General features: G+C 40.7%; 19 protein-coding genes. 6 read left to right on the plus strand and 13 right to left on the minus strand.

The window, feature by feature from the left end; genetic code table 11:
- Positions 1-67 precede the first annotated feature (67 nt).
- The 11 genes from hypB to U2718_RS15215 all read right to left on the minus strand — a co-directional run bounded on the left by hypB (position 68) and on the right by U2718_RS15215 (position 10,207).
- On the minus strand, positions 68-928 hold the full coding sequence (gene hypB / locus U2718_RS15165) for a hydrogenase nickel incorporation protein HypB (RefSeq protein ID WP_341998968.1): 861 nt from the start codon (positions 926-928) through the stop codon (positions 68-70).
- On the minus strand, positions 919-1,260 hold the full coding sequence (gene hypA / locus U2718_RS15170) for a hydrogenase maturation nickel metallochaperone HypA (protein WP_341998966.1): 342 nt from the start codon (positions 1,258-1,260) through the stop codon (positions 919-921). The genes hypB and hypA overlap by 10 nt, the downstream gene beginning before the upstream one ends.
- A gap of 64 nt (positions 1,261-1,324) precedes the next feature.
- Positions 1,325-2,428, minus strand: coding sequence for a hydrogenase expression/formation protein HypE (gene hypE / locus U2718_RS15175; protein ID WP_341998964.1), 1,104 nt, complete (start codon positions 2,426-2,428; stop codon positions 1,325-1,327).
- Positions 2,429-2,646: 218 nt separating this feature from the next.
- A complete protein-coding gene (gene hypD / locus U2718_RS15180) occupies positions 2,647-3,792 on the minus strand; it encodes a hydrogenase formation protein HypD (protein ID WP_341998963.1) in 1,146 nt (381 codons plus the stop codon).
- Positions 3,793-3,916: 124 nt separating this feature from the next.
- Entirely contained in the window at positions 3,917-4,171 is a 255-nt protein-coding gene (locus tag U2718_RS15185; protein WP_016875632.1) for a HypC/HybG/HupF family hydrogenase formation chaperone, read from the minus strand.
- A gap of 159 nt (positions 4,172-4,330) precedes the next feature.
- Positions 4,331-6,682, minus strand: coding sequence for a carbamoyltransferase HypF (gene hypF, locus U2718_RS15190; protein WP_341998960.1), 2,352 nt, complete (start codon positions 6,680-6,682; stop codon positions 4,331-4,333).
- A gap of 138 nt (positions 6,683-6,820) precedes the next feature.
- Entirely contained in the window at positions 6,821-8,029 is a 1,209-nt protein-coding gene (locus U2718_RS15195; RefSeq protein ID WP_341998958.1) for a hypothetical protein, read from the minus strand.
- A 28-nt stretch (positions 8,030-8,057) separates the two neighbouring features.
- Entirely contained in the window at positions 8,058-8,534 is a 477-nt protein-coding gene (locus U2718_RS15200) for a NifU family protein (protein ID WP_341998956.1), read from the minus strand.
- A 172-nt stretch (positions 8,535-8,706) separates the two neighbouring features.
- Positions 8,707-8,931 (minus strand): hypothetical protein, encoded by a 225-nt coding sequence (locus U2718_RS15205; RefSeq protein WP_276745333.1) that lies wholly within the window; start codon positions 8,929-8,931, stop codon positions 8,707-8,709.
- A gap of 8 nt (positions 8,932-8,939) precedes the next feature.
- Positions 8,940-9,179, minus strand: a complete 240-nt coding sequence (locus tag U2718_RS15210) for a hypothetical protein (RefSeq protein WP_341998952.1) — start codon at positions 9,177-9,179, stop codon at positions 8,940-8,942.
- A 65-nt stretch (positions 9,180-9,244) separates the two neighbouring features.
- On the minus strand, positions 9,245-10,207 hold the full coding sequence (locus U2718_RS15215) for a hypothetical protein (RefSeq protein ID WP_341998950.1): 963 nt from the start codon (positions 10,205-10,207) through the stop codon (positions 9,245-9,247).
- Positions 10,208-11,122: 915 nt separating this feature from the next.
- Between U2718_RS15215 and U2718_RS15220 the strand changes: the two genes are divergently transcribed.
- From U2718_RS15220 to U2718_RS15230, 3 genes are all read left to right on the plus strand, one after another.
- Positions 11,123-12,085 (plus strand): hydrogenase small subunit, encoded by a 963-nt coding sequence (locus U2718_RS15220; RefSeq protein ID WP_341998948.1) that lies wholly within the window; start codon positions 11,123-11,125, stop codon positions 12,083-12,085.
- Positions 12,086-12,211: 126 nt separating this feature from the next.
- On the plus strand, positions 12,212-13,807 hold the full coding sequence (locus U2718_RS15225) for a nickel-dependent hydrogenase large subunit (RefSeq protein ID WP_341998946.1): 1,596 nt from the start codon (positions 12,212-12,214) through the stop codon (positions 13,805-13,807).
- Between the two features lie 41 nt (positions 13,808-13,848).
- Entirely contained in the window at positions 13,849-14,289 is a 441-nt protein-coding gene (locus tag U2718_RS15230; RefSeq protein WP_341998944.1) for a hypothetical protein, read from the plus strand.
- 58 nt (positions 14,290-14,347) lie between these two features.
- Here the strand turns inward: U2718_RS15230 and U2718_RS15235 are convergent, their stop codons facing one another.
- Positions 14,348-15,178 carry a CARDB domain-containing protein gene (locus U2718_RS15235; RefSeq protein WP_341998941.1) on the minus strand — a complete coding sequence of 277 codons (831 nt, stop codon included), beginning with the start codon at positions 15,176-15,178 and terminating at the stop codon, positions 14,348-14,350.
- Between the two features lie 225 nt (positions 15,179-15,403).
- On the opposite strand from U2718_RS15235, the gene U2718_RS15240 reads away from it, so the two are divergent.
- From U2718_RS15240 to U2718_RS15250, 3 genes are all read left to right on the plus strand, one after another.
- Positions 15,404-16,075: a hypothetical protein gene (locus U2718_RS15240; protein ID WP_341998939.1), complete on the plus strand. Its 672-nt coding sequence runs from the start codon at positions 15,404-15,406 to the stop codon at positions 16,073-16,075.
- Positions 16,076-16,221: 146 nt separating this feature from the next.
- Positions 16,222-16,431, plus strand: a complete 210-nt coding sequence (locus U2718_RS15245) for a hypothetical protein (protein ID WP_016875646.1) — start codon at positions 16,222-16,224, stop codon at positions 16,429-16,431.
- 352 nt (positions 16,432-16,783) lie between these two features.
- Complete coding sequence (locus tag U2718_RS15250; protein WP_411813303.1) at positions 16,784-17,467, plus strand: Uma2 family endonuclease; 684 nt, start codon at positions 16,784-16,786, stop codon at positions 17,465-17,467.
- A gap of 20 nt (positions 17,468-17,487) precedes the next feature.
- Here U2718_RS15250 and U2718_RS15255 read toward each other — a convergent pair whose 3' ends face one another.
- Positions 17,488-19,128, minus strand: a complete 1,641-nt coding sequence (locus U2718_RS15255) for a pentapeptide repeat-containing protein (RefSeq protein WP_341998935.1) — start codon at positions 19,126-19,128, stop codon at positions 17,488-17,490.
- Positions 19,129-19,344 lie beyond the last annotated feature (216 nt).

The raw sequence follows: 19,344 nt of genomic DNA on the forward strand, positions 1-19,344 counted from the left end.
ATATGAAACATGTTACCATCTTGAAAAATCTCACTAGATTTCATAGCTAACGTTTAATATTTGAGTTTCAAATATTTGACATATTTGCCACCCTTTTGGCTAACCACTCATACCAATTCTCTAATCCGGTTCCGGTGAGTGCAGAAACTTGAAAAATTTGAATATGAGGATTTACCTGTTGAGCATATTCTATACACTTTTGTACATCAAACTGTACGTAAGGTAACAAATCAATTTTAGTGAGAATCATAATCTCACTAGCACGGAACATATGAGGATATTTTATTGGCTTATCTTCTCCTTCTGTCACAGAGAGAATTACTACTTTCAGATTTTCTCCTAAATCAAATAACGCCGGACAAACAAGATTGCCGACATTCTCAATCATCACTACAGAATCTAAGGGCGGATTCAGTTGTTGCAATCCCCTTTCTATCATTGCGGCATCAAGATGACAACCTGTTCCTGTATTGATTTGTACAACCTTACAACCTGTTTCTTGAATTTTTTTAGCATCATTAATTGTTTCTTGATCGCCTTCAATGACGCTGATTGTTAAATTATTTTTTAAATCATGAATCGTGTGGGTTAGGAGAGTAGTTTTACCGGCACCTGGAGAACTCATGAGATTAAGAGCAAGAATATTTCGACCTTTAAACCATCCACGATTTTGAGCTGCTATTAAATTATTTTTTGCTAAAATATCTTGTTCTAAGGAGATAGTTTTACCATGAATTTTGGCATGAATTTGTGATGCTTCATGATTATCTTCGTGACTGTGGGAATGGGTAATCACAGTACCATCTGGTAAAGTGTGGGTGTGAGAGTGATGACTATTCCCGTTGACATGAATTGTTACTGATTCACCTGTTTCCAAATTAGCGATTTTGGCGTTACTATCATCAGAACAACCACAGGTTACACACATATTTCCTCTATTTCTATTTCCTTAATTTTTAGTTCTTCACCAGCTATTAAATCTATTTGTATGCTGCCACACTGACACTTTCCAAAAGGCTGTTCTAGAGGAATGTTTGCCCCACAATCGCGACATTTTCCCATGCCTGGAGTTTCTAAAATTTCTAGTTTTGCTCCTTCTAAAACTGTACCCTGAGAACAGACATCAAAACAAAATTGTATGGCATCAGGCATGATAGTTGATAGCTTGCCTATTTCTAATAATACTCGTTGCACTTTTGAACCTTGAGCGTGTTCGGCTACAATTGCGATAATGTTTTGGGTGATTCCTAGTTCGTGCATATTTAATTAACCACAGAGACACAGGGAGCACGGAGGAGAATAAGTGAGAGTTTCAAGATAAAAACTAACAAATTCGTGGTAGCTGATCGCCGACAAGCATATCTACAATTCGTTCTGCACCAAAAATAGTTTTTAACAAAACAATACCTGGGGGTGAGGAAATAACTTCGCCAATAATGCAAGAATTTTTCCCGGCTGGATGAGATTGCATTGCTGATAAAACTTTGTCAGCGTTTTCGCGCCCTACTACGACTACTAATTTACCTTCATTGGCTAGATATAAAGGATCTAAACCTAATATTTCGCAGACGCCTTTGACTTCTTCTCGAATTGGTATAAATTGCTCGTTGATGCGAATTGCTACATTAGAACTGAGGGCAAATTCATTTAAAACAGTAGCTAAACCGCCACGTGTAGCATCGCGCATGGCATGAATTTCTGGACAAATATCGAGAATTGTTTCTACCAAATCATTTAATGGCTGACAGTCACTTTCGATATCTGTTTCTAATGCTAATTCTCCACGAGCAATTAAAATTGCTGTGCCATGATTGCCCAATTCACCATTAATAATTACTACATCTGTTGGTTGAATATTATGAGCAGAAATAAAAATACTCGGACGAATTACGCCAATACCTGTTGTATTAATAAATAATTTATCGGCTGCACCGCGATGTACTACTTTGGTGTCGCCAGTGACAATTTGGATGCCAGCTTTTTTAGCGCCAGCTTGCATACTATTGACAACACGCCGTAAGGTTTCTATTGGTAATCCTTCTTCTAAAATAACGCTACAGGTGAGATATAAAGGTTTGGCTCCACTCACCGCTAAATCATTAATAGTGCCATTTACTGCTAATTCTCCTATATCACCGCCAGGAAAAAACAACGGATCGACGACATAAGAATCAGTAGTAAAAGCAAGGCGATCGCCTTGTTGCATGAGACTCGCTAAATTGAAGGTTGCTTGGTCTTCTAATTGTGAGAGAATCGGATTATCAAAACTACTGACAAAAATATCATCAATTAAATCGCGCATAGCTTTACCACCACTACCATGCGCGAGAGTGATATTGGTATCGTGTACTTTGCTGCGACGACGGCGAACTTGTTCAATTTTTTGGAAAAGTGAATTTGCTGAGGAATTAGCAGAGGAAATATTCATATTTAATCAATCATTATCAACTTTATACACCTTTCTAAACGTGTCTCCCAGCATATTTATCTTTGGCAATTTGAACAGTGACAAATAACATAATAGCTTCCCTTTCTTTGTGTCCTTTGTGGTTCATTTAAATATATTCAGCAGTAGGGTGTGTTACGGCTATGCAAGGATTTGAGAGTTTAAGAGAGTGAAAATTAGCCGTAACGCACCTCCAAATCCTATACCTTTACCCTCTCTTTTCCAGTCTCTCTCTCCTTCACCACCTGAGAAAAGCGCCCATATTTGTAGTAAGCTGCACAAGCACCCTCTGAGGAAACCATACAAGTTCCTATTGGAGTTTCTGGAGTGCAAGCTGTACCAAAAACTTTGCATTGCCAAGGCTTCAATACTCCTTTAAGAATCTCTCCACACTGACAAGCTTTATGATCGGCAACTTTGATATTGGGAATGGTAAATTTATTTTCGGCATCAAATTGAGCATATTCAGAACGAATTTTGAATCCTGAATCAGGTATGTCACCCAAGCCGCGCCAATCAAATGTTTCTCGCACTTCAAAAACTTTATTCATGGCAGCGATCGCTACTTTATTCCCTGCTTTCTCTACCAGTCGATTGTATTGATTCTCAACTTCGCAGCGACAATCTACTAGTTGCTGCAATAGCATCCAAATTGATTGGAGAATGTCTAAAGGTTCAAAGCCTGAAATTACAATCGGTTTGTGATACTGCCGGGAAATAAATTGATATGGATCGGTGCCAATTACCATACTGACATGACCGGGGCCGATAAATCCATCCAGTTGCAAGTCAGGATTATCTAGTAGTGCCTGCAAAGCGGGAATCACAAGGACGTGATTGCAAAACATACTAAAGTTAGTGATATTTTCTGCGGCTGCTTGCAAGATGGTGAAAGCGGTACTGGGGGCTGTGGTTTCAAAGCCTAAAGCAAAAAATACTACTTCTTTATCAGGGTTATCCTTGGCAATTTTCAAACTATCTAAGGGAGAATAAACCATGCGGATATCTGCGCCTTGGGCTTTTGCTTGCAGCAGGCTTGTTTTGGAACCCGGCACTCGCATTGCATCGCCAAAGGTGGCAAAGATGACGTTGGGATTTTGAGAGATAGCGATCGCATCATCTAGTCTACCTTTTGGCATGACGCACACTGGGCAACCAGGCCCGTGAATTAATTCAATTGCTTTGGGTAAAATTTCTTCAATGCCATACTTAAAAATAGAATGGGTATGACCGCCACAAACTTCCATGATTTTAATAGGTTTTTCTAGTCTGTGGCAGAGTTTTTCTATTTGCCAGAGTAATGCCTCTGCTTTATGAGGATCGCGAAATTCATCAACGTATTTCATATAAATTTTAGTAGTTAGTAGATAGTAGATAGTAGGGGCGGGTTTTGTTGATTATCTTTCGGTTACAACCGACAATTTATTTTCTAAACCCGCCCGTACAGTAGTTAGTAGGTAGTAGTATCTACTAACCAGTAGACATAACTTCTGCAATTTCTTGTAGTAAGTTTAATGTTTCTGCTGCTTCTTTTTCGTTAATACGGTTCATGGCAAATCCGACATGAACTAGTACCCAATCTCCAACACATTTTTCTGGAGGGTGTTGTTCATCAATGATACAAGTAATATTAACTTGACGTTTTACACCGCCGATATCAACAATAGCTAATTTGTTATTTGCGTCGGTTATTTCTATAATTTGACCAGGAATACCTAAACACATTATTGATTTCCTTTATAAGTAAAATTAACCACAGAGGCACAGAGAGCACTGAGAAAGATTTTTAAATCCGAGATAAAATAAGAAAACTGAGTAAAGCTTAAAATATAGTGTTTTAAACGCAGAGGAACGCTAAGAAAACGCAGAGGAACGCAGAGTTTTTCAAAGATAATATTGTGCAGCTGCAATTACTGCTTGCCCAAGTGCTAATCCTCCGTCATTACAGGGAATGATACTATGTGTTAATACGTTCAAATCCAATTTTTGTAAGCGCTTTCTAACTTGCTCTAACAAAATACTATTTTGATAAACTCCTCCTGTTAAAATTACATTTTTGATTACATTCTGTTTGCAGATAATGTTAACCATTTCTACAATTGTTTGAGCTAAACCTTTATGAAATTTAGCAGCTATAACTGATGGCGAGATTTGCTGCTGTAAGTCATTTAGTAAGGCTTGCCACATAGGATGCGAGTCTATACAGTAAATATTATCTAAAATGCCGATATTAAAAGAATAATTTAGTGTTTCTTCATGATTATTTAAGAAGTTGGTATCGACTAAAGCTTCCATTTCAATTGCTGCTTGCCCTTCATAGCTACACTCTTCTCGGCAAATTCCGATAGCAGCAGCTACAGCATCAAACAGTCGTCCTACTGAGGAAGTTAAGGGAGAATTAATACTTTTTGATACAACCTGGTTGAGAATATTTAGCGGTTTATTTTCAAGAAATTTGATTATTTCTAATTCTCCATATTGATTTTTTACATCTTCCCAGCTAAAAGCTGAAGTTAATTGAGCATATGTGTTACGCCAAGGCTGTTTGATGGCTTTTTCTCCGCCAATCATTGGCACTGGCTTAAATTTTGCTAGTCTTTGAAAATGGCGATAATCTGCTAATAAAAATTCTCCGCCCCAGAGTGTATTATCTTCGCCATAACCCAAGCCATCTAAAGCAATACCTAATACGGGTTGTGAATCCAGAGGAATACCGTTTTCTGCCATGCAAGCGGCAATATGGGCGTGATGGTGTTGGATGGAATAAAGTTGAATTAGATTGGCAACTGCTAGTTCTTTAGCGAGTTTGGTTGACAAATATTCGGGATGTTTGTCGATGGCGATCGCTTCTGGTTTATGCTCGAATAAATTTAAATACAAGTTCAATGTATCCTGATAGGCGGCAAAAGCAGCAGCATTTTCTAAGTCTCCCAAATGTTGAGATAGAATTGCTTGTCCATTTCGTAACAAGCAAAAGGTATTTTTTAACTCACCACCCATTGCTAAAATATGCGGAAAATTATTAAATCCAGGTGGTAAATTAATCGGTGCTGGTGCGTATCCTCTAGCACGGCGAATCATTTGTACTTTATCACCAATTACTCGTACCACGGAATCATCTACTCGATTAACAATCTCTCGATTATGTAAGAGAAAATAATCAGCAATACTGCCTAATTTTTTTCGTGCTTCTTCGTTGTCAATACATTGCGGTTCATCAGAAAGATTGCCACTTGTTAAGACAATCGGGCGATTCATCCGCTTCAGGATTAAGTGGTGCAAAGGTGTATAAGGTAGCATGAAGCCCAGAGTATTTTGCCCTGGTGCTACAGATGGGGCGATAGGAAGAGGGGAAGATAAAGCCTTTTGTTTCAGTAATACAATCGGCGCGGCAGAACTTTCTAATAATTCTCTTTCTTTATCGCTAATAGTGCAGTATTTTTCAATTATCTCAATATCCCGCACCATTAAAGCAAAAGGTTTATGATATCGTTGCTTGCGCTGGCGGAGTTTTTGCACAGCAGTTTCATTCGTGGCATCACAAGCAAGATGAATTCCACCGATACCTTTAATGGCAACTATTTCGCCTCTTTGTAACAAAGTACAGACAGCATCGACATCATCGAGCATAGAAAACATCGAAGCTGTAATTGGTTTGCGATCGCTACGTTCTAAAGTTGCTTTGGGGCCGCAGACGTGGCAAGCTACTGGTTGAGCATGAAAGCGGCGATTTTCCACATCATCATATTCTCTAGTACATTCCGAACACAGGTTGAAACTAGCCATGCTCGTATTGCAGCGATCGTAAGGAATGGCACGAATAATACTTAAACGGGGGCCGCAATGCGTACAATTGGTGAAGGGATAACGATAAAAGCGACTGTAGGGATTAAAAATTTCTTTTTTACATTGCACGCAAGTGGCAGCATCGGGACTAATTTCTGTTTTTACTACACTACTAAAACTGTGAGAAATCACAAAATCATCAAAGGAAACTTCCCCTTCATAACGCTTGCGCTTAATTTCATTAATTCTTGCTAATGGTGGGCATTCTTGCTGCAATTTGCGAATAAATTCTTCTATAGATGCATCAGTTCCAGATACACGAATTACGACGCCTTCACCGTCATTACAAACATCGCCATGCAAACCGCAGGCTTTTGCCAGACGATAAACAGTAGGGCGAAATCCTACACCTTGAACAGTACCTCGCACTCGAATTTCTTCAACAGTCATTTTGCAGAATCTCACCCTCAAAACATTTAAATATCTTGATTAAAAATTACTAATTTCTTATATGCGTTCTTTCTTTGTGTACTTCGTGTACTTTGTGGTTTGTTTCATGAAAACTTTCTTATTTAAGAAAATAAATATTTATCTTAATTCCCAAAGTAAAACTCGATTATTTCCCGAATCAGCAATTACCGCCGTCTTGCCACAAATTTTGATTCCATAACACCAACTTAGACTATCTCGCCTTGGCTGCCCAAAATCACGATTTTCACTCTTACTTAGAAAATTATTTTGTCCGGCGATCGCATCCGCAGCAGTTTCTTGTAAAGATAAAATAGACTCAGGCTTTTTCCAACCTAATATTCGAGAATTAGCAGTATCTGCTACCAACAACCAATCGCCAGCAGCATCCACACCATAAGGCATACTCAAACTGCTAGAACTTGGGAAATAAACTCCTTGATTAATTTCAACAACATCAAAACTTTTTTGTCCTAATACTACAGTACAAGGTGTATTGTTTTCTGTTGGTATTCCATCCCAAATCATCACACGGTTATTTCCCGCATCAGTCACAACCAGATTGTCTCTCCAAAAGGTAATATCGTGACACCAACGCATACTCGATGCGGAAGGAGTACCGCCGCCATTTTCATTGCGTGATGTCATATTTGGTTGCCCTAAAACTAGATCTGCTGGTTGACTATTTTCTTCTGGTAATTGATGCCAAACTAACACGCGCCGATTACCTGTATCAGCTACAAATAACCGCCCATTATGATAGAAAACTCCATAACACCAGTTTAGAGTATTTGCTTGTGCTTCTTGCTTACCCCGATTTGGTTCGTTCTCACTAAAATTAGCTTGTCCTAATACTAAATCTGCTGGAACATTGCTATCTTCTGGTACTTTTTTCCAAATTAAAACGCGGTGATTCCATGCATCTGCTACTGCCATTCCTTCTCCACAGTAACAAATGCCAGTCGGCACACTAAAAGTATTACTTTCTGGTGTACCTTTAGCATTTTGTCCTTCACTATGAAAATCTGGTTGCCCAATTATCCAATCAGCAGGTTGGCTATCTTGAGTAGGTATATTCCGCCATCCTAATAAGCGATGATGTCCCGTATCCGAAACCCATAAAGGCCCTTTTTCTGATTTTAAACAAGCTGCACGAGGGCCAAACATTTCAATATTACTAGGTGCAAGAGGAGTTGCCAATTCCCCTGGTGCCATCATCCTTCCTAAAATTATCTCTGCACCTTCTGATGAAAGAGGAAAATTTTGAGGAATGTCTGTTGCTTGAGTTTGGAAATTCGATTGGGACGTAATTTTGATACGGGTGTTCATTCTTTAAGAGAAGTTAACCTTTTAGCCTTTATTTAACGGCAACTACATTAATAATTTCTGGACAATAGATTTTAATTGTCTGTTCAATTCCTTGAGATAAAGTTAATGTTGAAGCAGGGCAATTACCACAAGCACCAATTAGCTTAACTTCTACTGTATCTGGTTCTTTAATAGCTACTAATTCCACATCACCATTATGACTTTTCAAACTTGGGCGGACTTCATCTAAGGCTTGTTGAATGCGTTTTGCTAAAGGTGGTGTTGGTGGTTTGACTAATTCATGATAAAGCAATACGCCGTAGACTACCTCATCCTTAACGGCATTACGCAGTGCTGGCATGGATTCTTGTTTTATACTCTTGATTAAGCGGGTTAAAGCTTCTTTATGTAATTCTTCTATTGCCCTTTTCAACCCTATAGCTACGCCTCTTTTGCTTTCATCCCACTCAGATATAATTGCCTCAAATCGACTAATTTCTTGTACCAATTCCTCAAGAGTAACCATTATATTTTTGTTATTGTTTATAATTGCCCTCAGACTGGAAGTCTGGGGCTATAAAAATAAATCCTGCCTCCGCAGGCTCAACATCAATCCACATCGGCGAACTTGGTTTGTGTAGCTGCGAATTTTATTAGCCGTATGTTTCTAATCCCTATGACAATTAGTAATTAATAAATTACTTCATTTTGAAATCTTTGAGTAGAAACGGCATAATAGTACCCGTTGTTAAGCTAGATGCCGCCACTGTTAGCCAAAGCGGAAATTTCAAGAATAAAAGTAAAAATAGTAGTAATGAACTTATACTAGTACCAATTCCAACTTGCCGCCAAAAATATTGTGGCTCACGTATTAGTTTGCCTTTAAGAAATAATTTGGCAGAAAACCAGCCTATTTCTAACATGAAACCTCCTAAAATTTAGGACAAAAATTTAGTAAAATTAATCCTAATACTATCGCGGGAATCACACCAGCAGGGCCAAATAATCCACCTATCATCGCAGCAAACTGATTACCTAATTCTTCACCCGCTAATAAAATTCCACCAATCGCACCACCAACTAAAGATAATACAGTTGCTATTACTAAGTAAATCAAACCTGTAACTAAATTAATGTCATTACCTGCTAAACTTGTAAATATCTCAGTCATTTTTTATTCTCCTCATATTTTTCATTGATAATTACAATAATCTATTAGCCATTAACCATTAACCATTAGCTATTAACTTTTAACTCTTGCAATGTTTGGGCTACAACTTCAGCTTGTTCTATTTGTCCGTACTGTGTAAAAATTTCCCAAGCTTGTTGAAAATATCCACGCGCTTGCAAGAGATTTTGAGGATTGCCGATTTCTGGCTTCTCCAAATCATCGGGTAAATTGAATAAGGCGTTGGCTTTGTTAGAAATGGTGTTGGCGTATTCTAAAGGTGTGTCTCTGGAGTTACGTACTTTTAATGCTTCGTTGTAAGCTGCGATCGCCCGAACTAAATTATCTACAGGATGGGCAGATGGTAAGTATTGCAATGCGTTACCTAAATTGTTCTGCAACATTGCATATTCTCTAGGGTGTTCGATCAGGTTTATTCGCTTGAGTGCTACCTCAAAAGACTGTACAGCCAAGCCTTCAAATAAATATTGCTGCTGCGAACCACCAGACATGGAAAGGTAGGCGATCGCTATATTGTTGTGTAAGATTGCATATTCCTGTGGATATTTATCCCAAGTAAATACCCGCAAGGCTTCTTGATACGCCTGGATGCTGTCTGCTACCTTTGCCAAATTAAACGGTACTAAAGACTGCAATATCAAGCCATAGTTCATTTGGGCTTCGGCAACTTCTTCAGGAGATGCCAACTTTTGCAATATCGGCAAAGCTTCTGTGTAAATTACTTTCGCTTGCAGCAGCAATTCTTCTGTACCATCTGGGATTGCCCGCAGCGCCCCTCCTATCCCTACTTTCGCCCGCGCCTTCAAAAGAGGGTAATCTTCACCAGATAATTCTTCTGCCTGTTCGTATAGCGCGATCGCATTCCACAAATCTTGAGCTGTTTTCGGCTTTTTCACAAAGCCATGTGCCATCTCAATCAACATTTCAATTTTGTCTTTTGTTGATGCTGATTCAGAGGCAATAGCAGCGATCGCTGCTTTCACTGCGGCATCAGTAATAGTTGGTATCATGTCAGATGTAGAGTTGCAAGTAGGAAGGCAGCTTTTAACTTTATGCTAACTAGTAATCAACCAAAATCTTTAACCAGATTACCTGCAAATCATGTTTAAACTTATACAAATTGTGGCTTTTTTAGCCGCTCATCAGTCAGATAGGCTCTTAGTAAATCTCTAAATTGTTACTAAAAGTTTTCGTCAGTTTTATTGAATTCACCTTAGCTTTTCTACTTTTAATATAAAACAAAATACAACCAAAAATCTAGTTACTAGACGTTACATTTTTAAATAATATCATCAAACCTCGAATTCTCAAAGCATTCAAGGATCTGTTTTTGTGGCTCTATATTTTTAATTTACATCTAAATATTAGGTAATCATAACTGCTTAATTAAATACTCATCATATTTAAAATTTAAACAAGTATTGACTTGTGAGAGTATATTTTTCATATTTGATTTTAGGTAATCTAACTTGTATATAAATTTTTAGTGACTTCTTCAAAAGGATTTGAGCTTTTGCTAATGTAATAAATACGTAATAACAAGATAGTTATTTGTACTTTGGAGAATGTATTTACTATAACGTTTCAACCAGAAAATTATGTTTTTTTAGTTTTCATAAATACGTTAATTTTTATTTAAATGTCTACAATAGAAACGAAAAGCCATTGATAGTAAAGGGGACTGGGGATCGTGAAGAATAGGACGCGGGGACACGGAGACACGGAGACATGGAGACATGGAGTTGAGGGAGTTGAGGGAGGTGAGGAAGTGATAAGAGTAAATTCTTCCCCATCTCCCTCATCTCTTCTTCTCCCACTCCCACTCTCCCCCTCCTCTTCCTACTCCCTAGTACCAAATACCAAGCACTCACTACACTGTTAAACTTCCTAATTTTTGTATTCTAAACAACACAAATGCGCAGCCAATGACTAACGTAATCTGGCTACAAGGTGGTGCTTGTTCAGGCAACACCATGTCATTTTTAAATGCTGAAGAACCAACTGTTTGCGATTTAATTGCCGATTTCGGTATTAAGGTACTGTGGCATCCTTCCTTGGGACTGGAGCTAGGGGACAGTTTGCAAGCAATGCTGTGGGATTGTGTTCTCGGCAAAATACCCCTAGATATTTTGGTATTCGAGGGTACAGTAGTTAATGCTCCCAACGGTACGGGAGAATGGAATCGCTTTGCACACCGTCCGATGAAAGACTGGGTAAGCGACTTAGCAAAAGTAGCTAAGTTTGTAGTAGCTGTGGGTGACTGTGCTACTTGGGGTGGAATTCCGGCAATGGCACCCAACCCCAGTGAATCCCAAGGATTGCAATTTCTCAAACGTCAAAAGGGTGGCTTCTTAGGGGCAGATTACAAATCCAAAGCTGGACTACCCGTGATTAATATTCCCGGATGCCCTGCCCACCCAGATTGGATAACGCAGATATTAGTTGCGATCGCCACAGGTCGTTTAGATGATATCACCCTTGACGAACTCAATCGTCCCCAAACCTTCTTTAAAACCTTTACCCAAACAGGTTGTACCCGCAACATTCACTTTGCCTACAAAGCCACAACCGCCGAATTCGGTCAGCGTAAAGGTTGTCTGTTCTATGACTTGGGTTGTCGCGGCCCTATGACTCATTCTTCCTGCAACCGGATTTTGTGGAATCGCGTTTCTTCCAAAACCCGCGCGGGGATGCCTTGTTTAGGTTGCACTGAACCAGAATTTCCCTTCTACGATCTCAAACCGGGAACAGTATTTAAAACACAAACTGTGATGGGCGTTCCCAAAGAAATACCCCCAGGCATGAAGAAAAAAGAATATGCCTTACTCACAGTAGTCGCCAAAGATGCAGCACCAGATTGGGCAGATGAAGATATTTTTACAGTTTAGTCATTGGTCAATAGTCATTGGTCATTTACTAATGACTAATGACAAGGCGCAAAGTCTGATCGCCGGCTTCCGGCGCTCAGAACTTTGTAAGAGAGGACACGTGACAAATGACAAAGGACAAATATTATGGGTATCCAAACATTAGATATCTCGCCCGTTGGTAGAGTCGAGGGCGATTTAGATGTGCGAGTTGAAATTGAAGATGGGCAGGTAGTCAACGCTTGGACTCATGCCGAACTGTTTCGAGGATTTGAAGTTATCCTGCGCGGCAAAGATCCGCAAGCCGGATTAATTGTCACACCTCGTATCTGCGGAATTTGTGGAGGTTCTCACCTGACTTGTGCATCATGGGCATTAGATACGGCATGGGAAACAGAAGTTCCGCGCAATGCGATTTTGGCAAGAAATCTCGGTCAACTTGTTGAAACAATTCAAAGCATACCCCGCTATTTTTACGGGCTATTTGCGATTGATTTGACTCATCAAAAATACCAGCATAGCTGCTACTATAACGAAGCTGTCCGTCGCTTTGCCGCTTTCACTGGTAAGCATTATGAAATCGGTGTCACAATTTCTGCCAAACCAGTCGAAATTTATGCTCTTTTAGGCGGTCAATGGCCTCATTCTAGTTACATGGTTCCCGGTGGCGTCATGTGCGCCCCCACCCTCACAGACATCACCCGTGCTTGGTCAATCCTGGAATATTTCCGTACCAATTGGTTAGAACCAATATGGTTGGGTTGTTCATTGGAACGTTACGAACAAATCCAAACCTATGATGACTTTATGGCGTGGCTACACGAAAACCGCAATCATCGCCAGTCTGACTTGGGTTTTTATTGGCGCATGGGTTTAGATATTGGTCTAGATAAATTTGGTGGCGGCGTGGGTAAATATGTCACTTGGGGATATTTACCTCATGAAGATAGATACCAAAAGCCAACGATAGAAGGGCGAAATGCCGCCATGATTATGAAGAGTGGAGTGTATGACAGTTTCAGCGACACTCATACCTTGATGGATCATACCTTTGCCCGCGAGAATACCACTCACTCTTGGTACGACGAAGGCACAGAAGATATTCACCCCTTCGATCGCACTACTAACCCAATCCAAAAGAATGATAAAGACTTCAATCACGCTTATTCTTGGTCAACAGCAGTACGTCATATAGACTACGGACGTTTAGAAGCAGGCCCCTTAGCGCGGCAGTTGGTAGCGGGTGGTAGGCATGGCGAATCTTGGCAGCACTACGACGGATTTATCTTAGATGTCTTCAAACGCATGGGTGGCCCCAGCGTTCATGTGCGTCAATTGGCACGAGTTCACGAAATTGTGAAATTGTATCGCCAAGCCGAACACTGTCTGCGTGAGTTCAAATTAAACGATCCCTGGTATATCAAACCAAAAGAAAAAGATGGACGTGGTTGGGGTGCAACAGAAGCAGCGCGAGGTTCTCTATGTCACTGGGTAGAACTAGAAGACGGCAAAATTAAGAACTACCAAGTCATTGCCCCTACTACTTGGAACGTGGGGCCTCGTGATGCCGAACAAAAGCGCGGCCCGATTGAAGAAGCTTTGATTGGCATACCCATTGCCGATCCAACCGATCCAATCGAAGTTGGTCATGTGGCAAGGTCATTTGATTCTTGTTTGGTGTGTACCGTTCACGCCCACGATGCCAAGACGGGTGAAGAACTGGCACGTTTCCGGACAGCATAATTTCTAGATTTCTAAAAATCTCTACATCTTCAGGTGAAAGAATGTCACAAGATAATCTAATGTCTGATTTGGAATTACACAACTATTTTTCTCGTCTTCCTGACGAAGCACTGAAAGAATTTACAGACTGGTGTATTTTTGAGCAGGCGATCGCAGCTGGATACGAATTCACTCCAGATCACAAAAAGCTAGAGGATCTGGAAGGAGCCTACTACATTGAAGAACTTGTCGATCAGTTCGTCAAAGCGACAAGAAATACAATTGAAGGCGGTTTAGCAGCTTTATTAGCAGGAACGCAAGCTGATAAAAATGCTCTCAAAGGCATACCAATCGTAGTTGATTTTATTTCTCTTTACGTCAAGTATTTAGTTCCAAAAGGCAAGAATAATACACTACCCGTAGACGAAAAATTAGCTCAAGCATCACAAGAGCAGTTAGATAAACTACGTGAGATTGCTAAAAAATATAACGTAGAAATTTGAAGATTTATCCCTTAGTCTCCAAATGCTCAGACTGGCTTTGGGAGTTTTTTGGAGATGTCTATTCCACCAACACACATACCCCGATCGCACTATTATTAGTTTCATTCATTTCGCGGATGGCAGCAGGGGCATCCGCAGTAATGGTGAATACAACCGTGCCTTCACCACTCGGTAGAGGAATCGGTGCGAGGTCAGCTTGTGAACCAGGCGCAAGCGTAGGCGTGATTCTACTAAAAGACGCACCTGCATCAATTGCAACCCTTGTAATCGATAAAGGCGCAGAAGCCTCTCCCTGATTCCTAATCGTTACAATTAGGCGTCCTTGGTTATCGAGCCGACACCATGTCCGTTCTCTTTGAATTGGCAGTAAGTCAGGCAAGTTGTGTACCTGTTTGTGCAACACCGAGTATGTCGCTGCAACTCTCGTGGGTGTGCGTTCTGTCCTGGCATCGTTCAGATCCTCGATCGTGACGAATCCCTCGATGAACGAACCGACTTCCACGCCCGCCCTCTGGAGATTACGAATGATAAACGGGCAGTCCATGAAGAAAGAGCCGAATCTCTCAATTCTCGCCCTAGCACCCACGATTCCAGGTCTGCCAAATCCTGAGGAAAACCTCCAACCAACTTCAGTAGCAAACGTACTCAGGTTAAGCACGTTGATCACAGTCCTATAAGTACCTGGTACTAGCCTGTCGGTGGGTTGTGTTTCGCCGCAGACATATTTGACTGGAAACAATGCCCGTGTTCTACCACCAGGTTCTCTGTACCGTTGAGGCATGATGTATTCGACATCAAAGCTCAGTCCCACTCCAATACCCGTATCCTGAGCCTTTGCCGGACGTATCAACACAACACTAAGCAGAAGCAAAAACAGAATTTTTTTCATATTGGACACACTCCGTATCGTTACAACATATTGGAAGTGCCATTTCTGCGAAAACGAAGCTAAATGCTCAAGTGTAGCCAAGACAAGGTTCATTACGTCTTGAATTGGCTTAATTATGGCATTTCTATTGAATCTTTTGCGGAAAAGTCAAAAAACTATGGAACTGGTCTTGCAAACGCTGAATCTATTGAAGCTATAGAATTACACGTTTGAGAGGAGTGAATGATGAGAGTTAATCACAAGCAACTGAAAAAATGGGTTTTGCATCCAGTTGCGTTAGGCTTGGTAGTAGCAGGTATGATCGCCTGTCAGTCTGAATCTCCAATAGTGAGTTCCTCGCCAGCAAGTCCCGCTTCCAATCGAGAGGTTTCTCCATCCAAACCATCTACTCCAAAACCCATTCCCCAAAACAAAGCCATCTACAAAAGCGATCGCTTTGGGTTTCAGTTTAGTTATCCTTCTAATATTTTTGTGGTAGATGATAAAGCAAAAATACCCTTTAGTAATAATGCTCCGTTAGCTGCTATTGAAATCTGGACTCAAGAACACGCCAAGAAAATTCGTTCGGGTGCGTATGAAGGGGGAACAGAATATCCGGCAAATGTCAGCGTCACAGTAGCGAATAACCCTCAAAAGTTGCCATTGCAGAAATGGGTACAACAAAGTAATCAGTTTGGCGTAACTCGTGCATTAAAAGATACAAAAATTGCCGGACAAAATGCGATCGCCTTCCAATCCAGTGGCTTATACGAGAATGAGCACGTTGTCTTCACAAGTCCCAATGGTTCTAACATTATCGTTATTACATTTGGAAAAACTGGCTACGGAAATAATGACGCTATCTACCAAAAGGCATTTGATCAAGTGGTGAATTCATTTACATTCTTGCGTGGATAGGCAACGCCAATTCAATTCAAAAAGTACTATTACTACCATTCCCACTCAAAGCGATCGCATTTACAACAGGTGAGTAAACAGCATTAGACCGTCTCGACTAACTTTGGTTTACACTGGCTCTACAAGTAGTTAAAATTTCTCCCTATATGCCTGAGATAATTGAGATACCTATTGAACTGGCTCAATTTCAGCTTCCTCAAGCTGTTCAAGAGCGCCTTCAGTTTCTGCTGGATCGTCAGGATGCAGGCGAAGAGTTAAATCAAACAGAACGGCGAGAAGCAGAAGGACTTGTTGAGTTGGCAGAATTTTTATCTCTACTTAGCTTAAGGTCGCAACGTGTGATGAAGCAGGGATAAATGTCAAAAATTCCCGCTGCCTTGCGTCAATTAGTTATTCAAAGAGCGGGCGATCGCTGTGAGTATTGTGGTTTGTCCCAAGCAAACTAAATAATCTCTTGGGCTAACTACTATGTCCAAGCAACACAAGTATTGCGATACATGATTTAACAGAAGCTTTTATCAATATATTTGCCTGCATCAAAGCGATCGCATTTACAACAGTTGTTTATCTAACAGTTAGTAATCACAATAAATTTCAAAAAACTTTTGGTTAGGCACTAGAACAATAGAAAAGCTACATTATTCAGTAAATCAACTCTTCAGGGTTAGTGTGATGGCAAGCGAGAAGGATTTTGAAACCATATCCCAAATGAGCGCGGTTGTGGTGCCTCAACTTCCGACGCCGCCACAAGATTTAATTTTTGATGATGGAGAACCTTTGGAAACAAATCGCCACCGCATTGCCATGAATATCCTGATTCGGTCATTGCAGCAAGCTTGGGCAAATCGCAATGACTTCTTTGCTGGTGGCAATATGTTTGTTTACTACAGCAGCACCCAAGTTCGTAACCGGGATTTTCGAGGGCCAGATTTTTTTGTGGTGCTGGATGTTGATGGTTCTAAATCTAGGCAAGGCTGGGTGGTTTGGGAAGAAGGCGGTCGTTACCCGGATGTAATTGTGGAATTGATGTCGCCTTCAACTGCTGAAGCTGATACGGGGACAAAAAAAGATATTTACGAACGAGTCTTCAGGACACGGGATTATTTTGTATTTGACCCTTTTGAACCGACTTCCCTACAAGGATGGCGGTTAGATGCTAACCTTCGTTATCAGTCTATAGTGCCAAATGAACGGGGATGGCTTTGGTGTCAGACCTTGGGCTTTTGGTTGGGAACTTGGGAGGGAACAATAGAACGGGAGACGGCATTGTGGTTGCGTTTTTACGATCAAGCTGGCAATTTAGTGCTTTTACCAGAAGAAGCCGAACACCAAAGAGCCGAGCGTTTAGCTGCTAGGTTAAGGGAGTTGGGAGAAGATCCCAATGCTTTATGAAGTACCATTTTCCTCTTGTCTTACCTCAACCCCAGTTGCTGTTTTAACCCTTCTGGTACGTTCACGGCTTTATCCAAACCACGCACACCCTTCCACTCAAGGTAATTACTCCAAGTCATTTTCTCCAGGTTAGCGTTGCTAAGGTCAGCACCACCGAGAATTGTTTGGCTAAGGTTGGTGTGGCTGAGATCCGCACCATAGAAAATAGCACCGCTAAGGTTACTACCGCTCAAGTTGGCACTACTGAGGTTTGCATAACTGAGATCGGTGCCAAAGAGAATTGCATCGCTGATGTCAGCATCACTAAGATTGGCTTGATTGAGAATGACGCTGCTGAGATCTGCTTCAATAAGAATAACGCCACCTAAATCTACACCGCTGAGATCTGCGCCTAAGAGAATAGCGCTTTGCAGGTTAGCACCGTGGAGTTTTGCACCATTAAGTTTGGCATAACTTAGGTCAGCAGCAATGAGAATAGCGCTTTTAAGGTTGGTACCAAAAAGGATAGTGTCGCTTAGGTTTGCGCCTTTGAGGGTAGCATGATTGAGGTTCGCACCACTGAGATCCGCACGGCACAGATCAGCATAGTTGAGATTAGCGCCGTTAAGATTCGCATCGCTGAGATTGGCACTGAAAAGGATAGCATGACTGAGATAGCTGCTACTGAGTTTGGCATCCCTGAGGTTGGCACCAGTCAGATTGGCGTGACTAAGATCGGCTCCACTAAAGTTGGCACTGTTGAGATCGGCGCTGTTGAGATCGGCACGATAAAGGTCAGCACCACTGAAGTTGGCTCCACTGAGGTTAGCACTACTAAGGTCAATACTTCTGAGGTTAGCACCGCTGAGATTCACACTGCTGAGGTTAGCATCACTAAGGTTGGCACCATTGAGGTTGGCATTACTGAAATTAGCACCAGTCAGGTTAGCATCACCAAGGTTGGCACCATTGAGGTTGGCACCACTGAAATTGACACCAGTGAGGTTGGCATCGCTAAGGTAAGCACCGCTAAAGTTACCTCCTTTTAGAAATTCGCCAACAATATTACTAAAATTGCCAATTTCAATTGCATCGCTATAATTAATTGTCCTAAGTAATTGTGATGTAAAAAAGTTGCCTGTATGTTGTTGTCCAGAGGGATAAAAAATAATTTTTTCTTTCAGGTGGTCTTGCTGTTGTCCATAGCGGTGTAACTCTAACAGCAAAATTAATACATTCAATCCTGTATTAATATCTACCTGGCGCAGCCCGATCGCAAGATTTTGTGCTTGTAACTGTAACATCTTTTGCTGTGGCAAGTTGTCTGTAGGTGCAGCATCGATAAATTCCCCTTGACACCAGCCTTGATAAAAAGTTTCTAAGCGCTGAAATAACAGCACTGGACAAAATTGCTCGCTAGCAATTAGCTTCTGCATTACTGCTTCTACAATATACGGCTTGAGCGCACAATTGCCCATCAAATCATATATCTGCTCGTGCAATTGGCGATCGCCTATCTTAAAACTCAACTCACTATCAAGTTTTGCCCATTCTTCTAAGCTTTGTTGCAACCTTTCCAGATATAGCAATTCTCCGCTATTGTTTTGAGTCTGATTAGCTTTGATTTGCGATCCCTTGACATAAGTTATCAAACGCTTCCATACTTGAGATAACTGTGCCATACTTGTATCCATTAATACTATTTAATCCTTTTTGATTGAGATTTAACTGAAGGAGTTTGGATTAACTAAAGCGATCGCTATTCATAAAAAAATTAGTATTTTTAGTTACATTTTTATAATTAAAATATTGCTTGACTTTCGTTCTAGTGTTTAAACTAAAAGTATCTGCTGTAAAAGTTTTTTGATGTCTAATAACCTCAATCATTCTGGTTAAAT

Origin of the sequence: Chlorogloeopsis sp. ULAP02 (assembly GCF_038404745.2) — a bacterium.
Classification (GTDB): Bacteria; Cyanobacteriota; Cyanobacteriia; order Cyanobacteriales; family Nostocaceae; genus Chlorogloeopsis.

Bases quoted from the DNA above. Each gene is read 5' to 3' on its own strand.
- hypA (WP_341998966.1), bottom strand. From the start codon at position 1,260: ATGCACGAACTAGGAATCACCCAAAACATTATCGCAATTGTAGCCGAA.
- U2718_RS15205 (WP_276745333.1), bottom strand. From the start codon at position 8,931: ATGTTAGAAATAGGCTGGTTTTCTGCCAAATTATTTCTTAAAGGCAAA.
- U2718_RS15220 (WP_341998948.1), top strand. From the start codon at position 11,123: ATGACTAACGTAATCTGGCTACAAGGTGGTGCTTGTTCAGGCAACACC.
- hypB (WP_341998968.1), bottom strand. From the start codon at position 928: ATGTGTGTAACCTGTGGTTGTTCTGATGATAGTAACGCCAAAATCGCT.
- U2718_RS15230 (WP_341998944.1), top strand. From the start codon at position 13,849: ATGTCACAAGATAATCTAATGTCTGATTTGGAATTACACAACTATTTT.
- hypE (WP_341998964.1), bottom strand. From the start codon at position 2,428: ATGAATATTTCCTCTGCTAATTCCTCAGCAAATTCACTTTTCCAAAAA.
- U2718_RS15210 (WP_341998952.1), bottom strand. From the start codon at position 9,179: ATGACTGAGATATTTACAAGTTTAGCAGGTAATGACATTAATTTAGTT.
- U2718_RS15200 (WP_341998956.1), bottom strand. From the start codon at position 8,534: ATGGTTACTCTTGAGGAATTGGTACAAGAAATTAGTCGATTTGAGGCA.
- U2718_RS15245 (WP_016875646.1), top strand. From the start codon at position 16,222: ATGCCTGAGATAATTGAGATACCTATTGAACTGGCTCAATTTCAGCTT.
- U2718_RS15235 (WP_341998941.1), bottom strand. From the start codon at position 15,178: ATGAAAAAAATTCTGTTTTTGCTTCTGCTTAGTGTTGTGTTGATACGT.
- U2718_RS15185 (WP_016875632.1), bottom strand. From the start codon at position 4,171: ATGTGTTTAGGTATTCCTGGTCAAATTATAGAAATAACCGACGCAAAT.
- U2718_RS15225 (WP_341998946.1), top strand. From the start codon at position 12,212: ATGGGTATCCAAACATTAGATATCTCGCCCGTTGGTAGAGTCGAGGGC.
- U2718_RS15240 (WP_341998939.1), top strand. From the start codon at position 15,404: ATGAGAGTTAATCACAAGCAACTGAAAAAATGGGTTTTGCATCCAGTT.
- U2718_RS15255 (WP_341998935.1), bottom strand. From the start codon at position 19,128: ATGGCACAGTTATCTCAAGTATGGAAGCGTTTGATAACTTATGTCAAG.
- U2718_RS15215 (WP_341998950.1), bottom strand. From the start codon at position 10,207: ATGATACCAACTATTACTGATGCCGCAGTGAAAGCAGCGATCGCTGCT.
- hypF (WP_341998960.1), bottom strand. From the start codon at position 6,682: ATGACTGTTGAAGAAATTCGAGTGCGAGGTACTGTTCAAGGTGTAGGA.
- U2718_RS15250 (WP_411813303.1), top strand. From the start codon at position 16,784: ATGAGCGCGGTTGTGGTGCCTCAACTTCCGACGCCGCCACAAGATTTA.
- U2718_RS15195 (WP_341998958.1), bottom strand. From the start codon at position 8,029: ATGAACACCCGTATCAAAATTACGTCCCAATCGAATTTCCAAACTCAA.
- hypD (WP_341998963.1), bottom strand. From the start codon at position 3,792: ATGAAATACGTTGATGAATTTCGCGATCCTCATAAAGCAGAGGCATTA.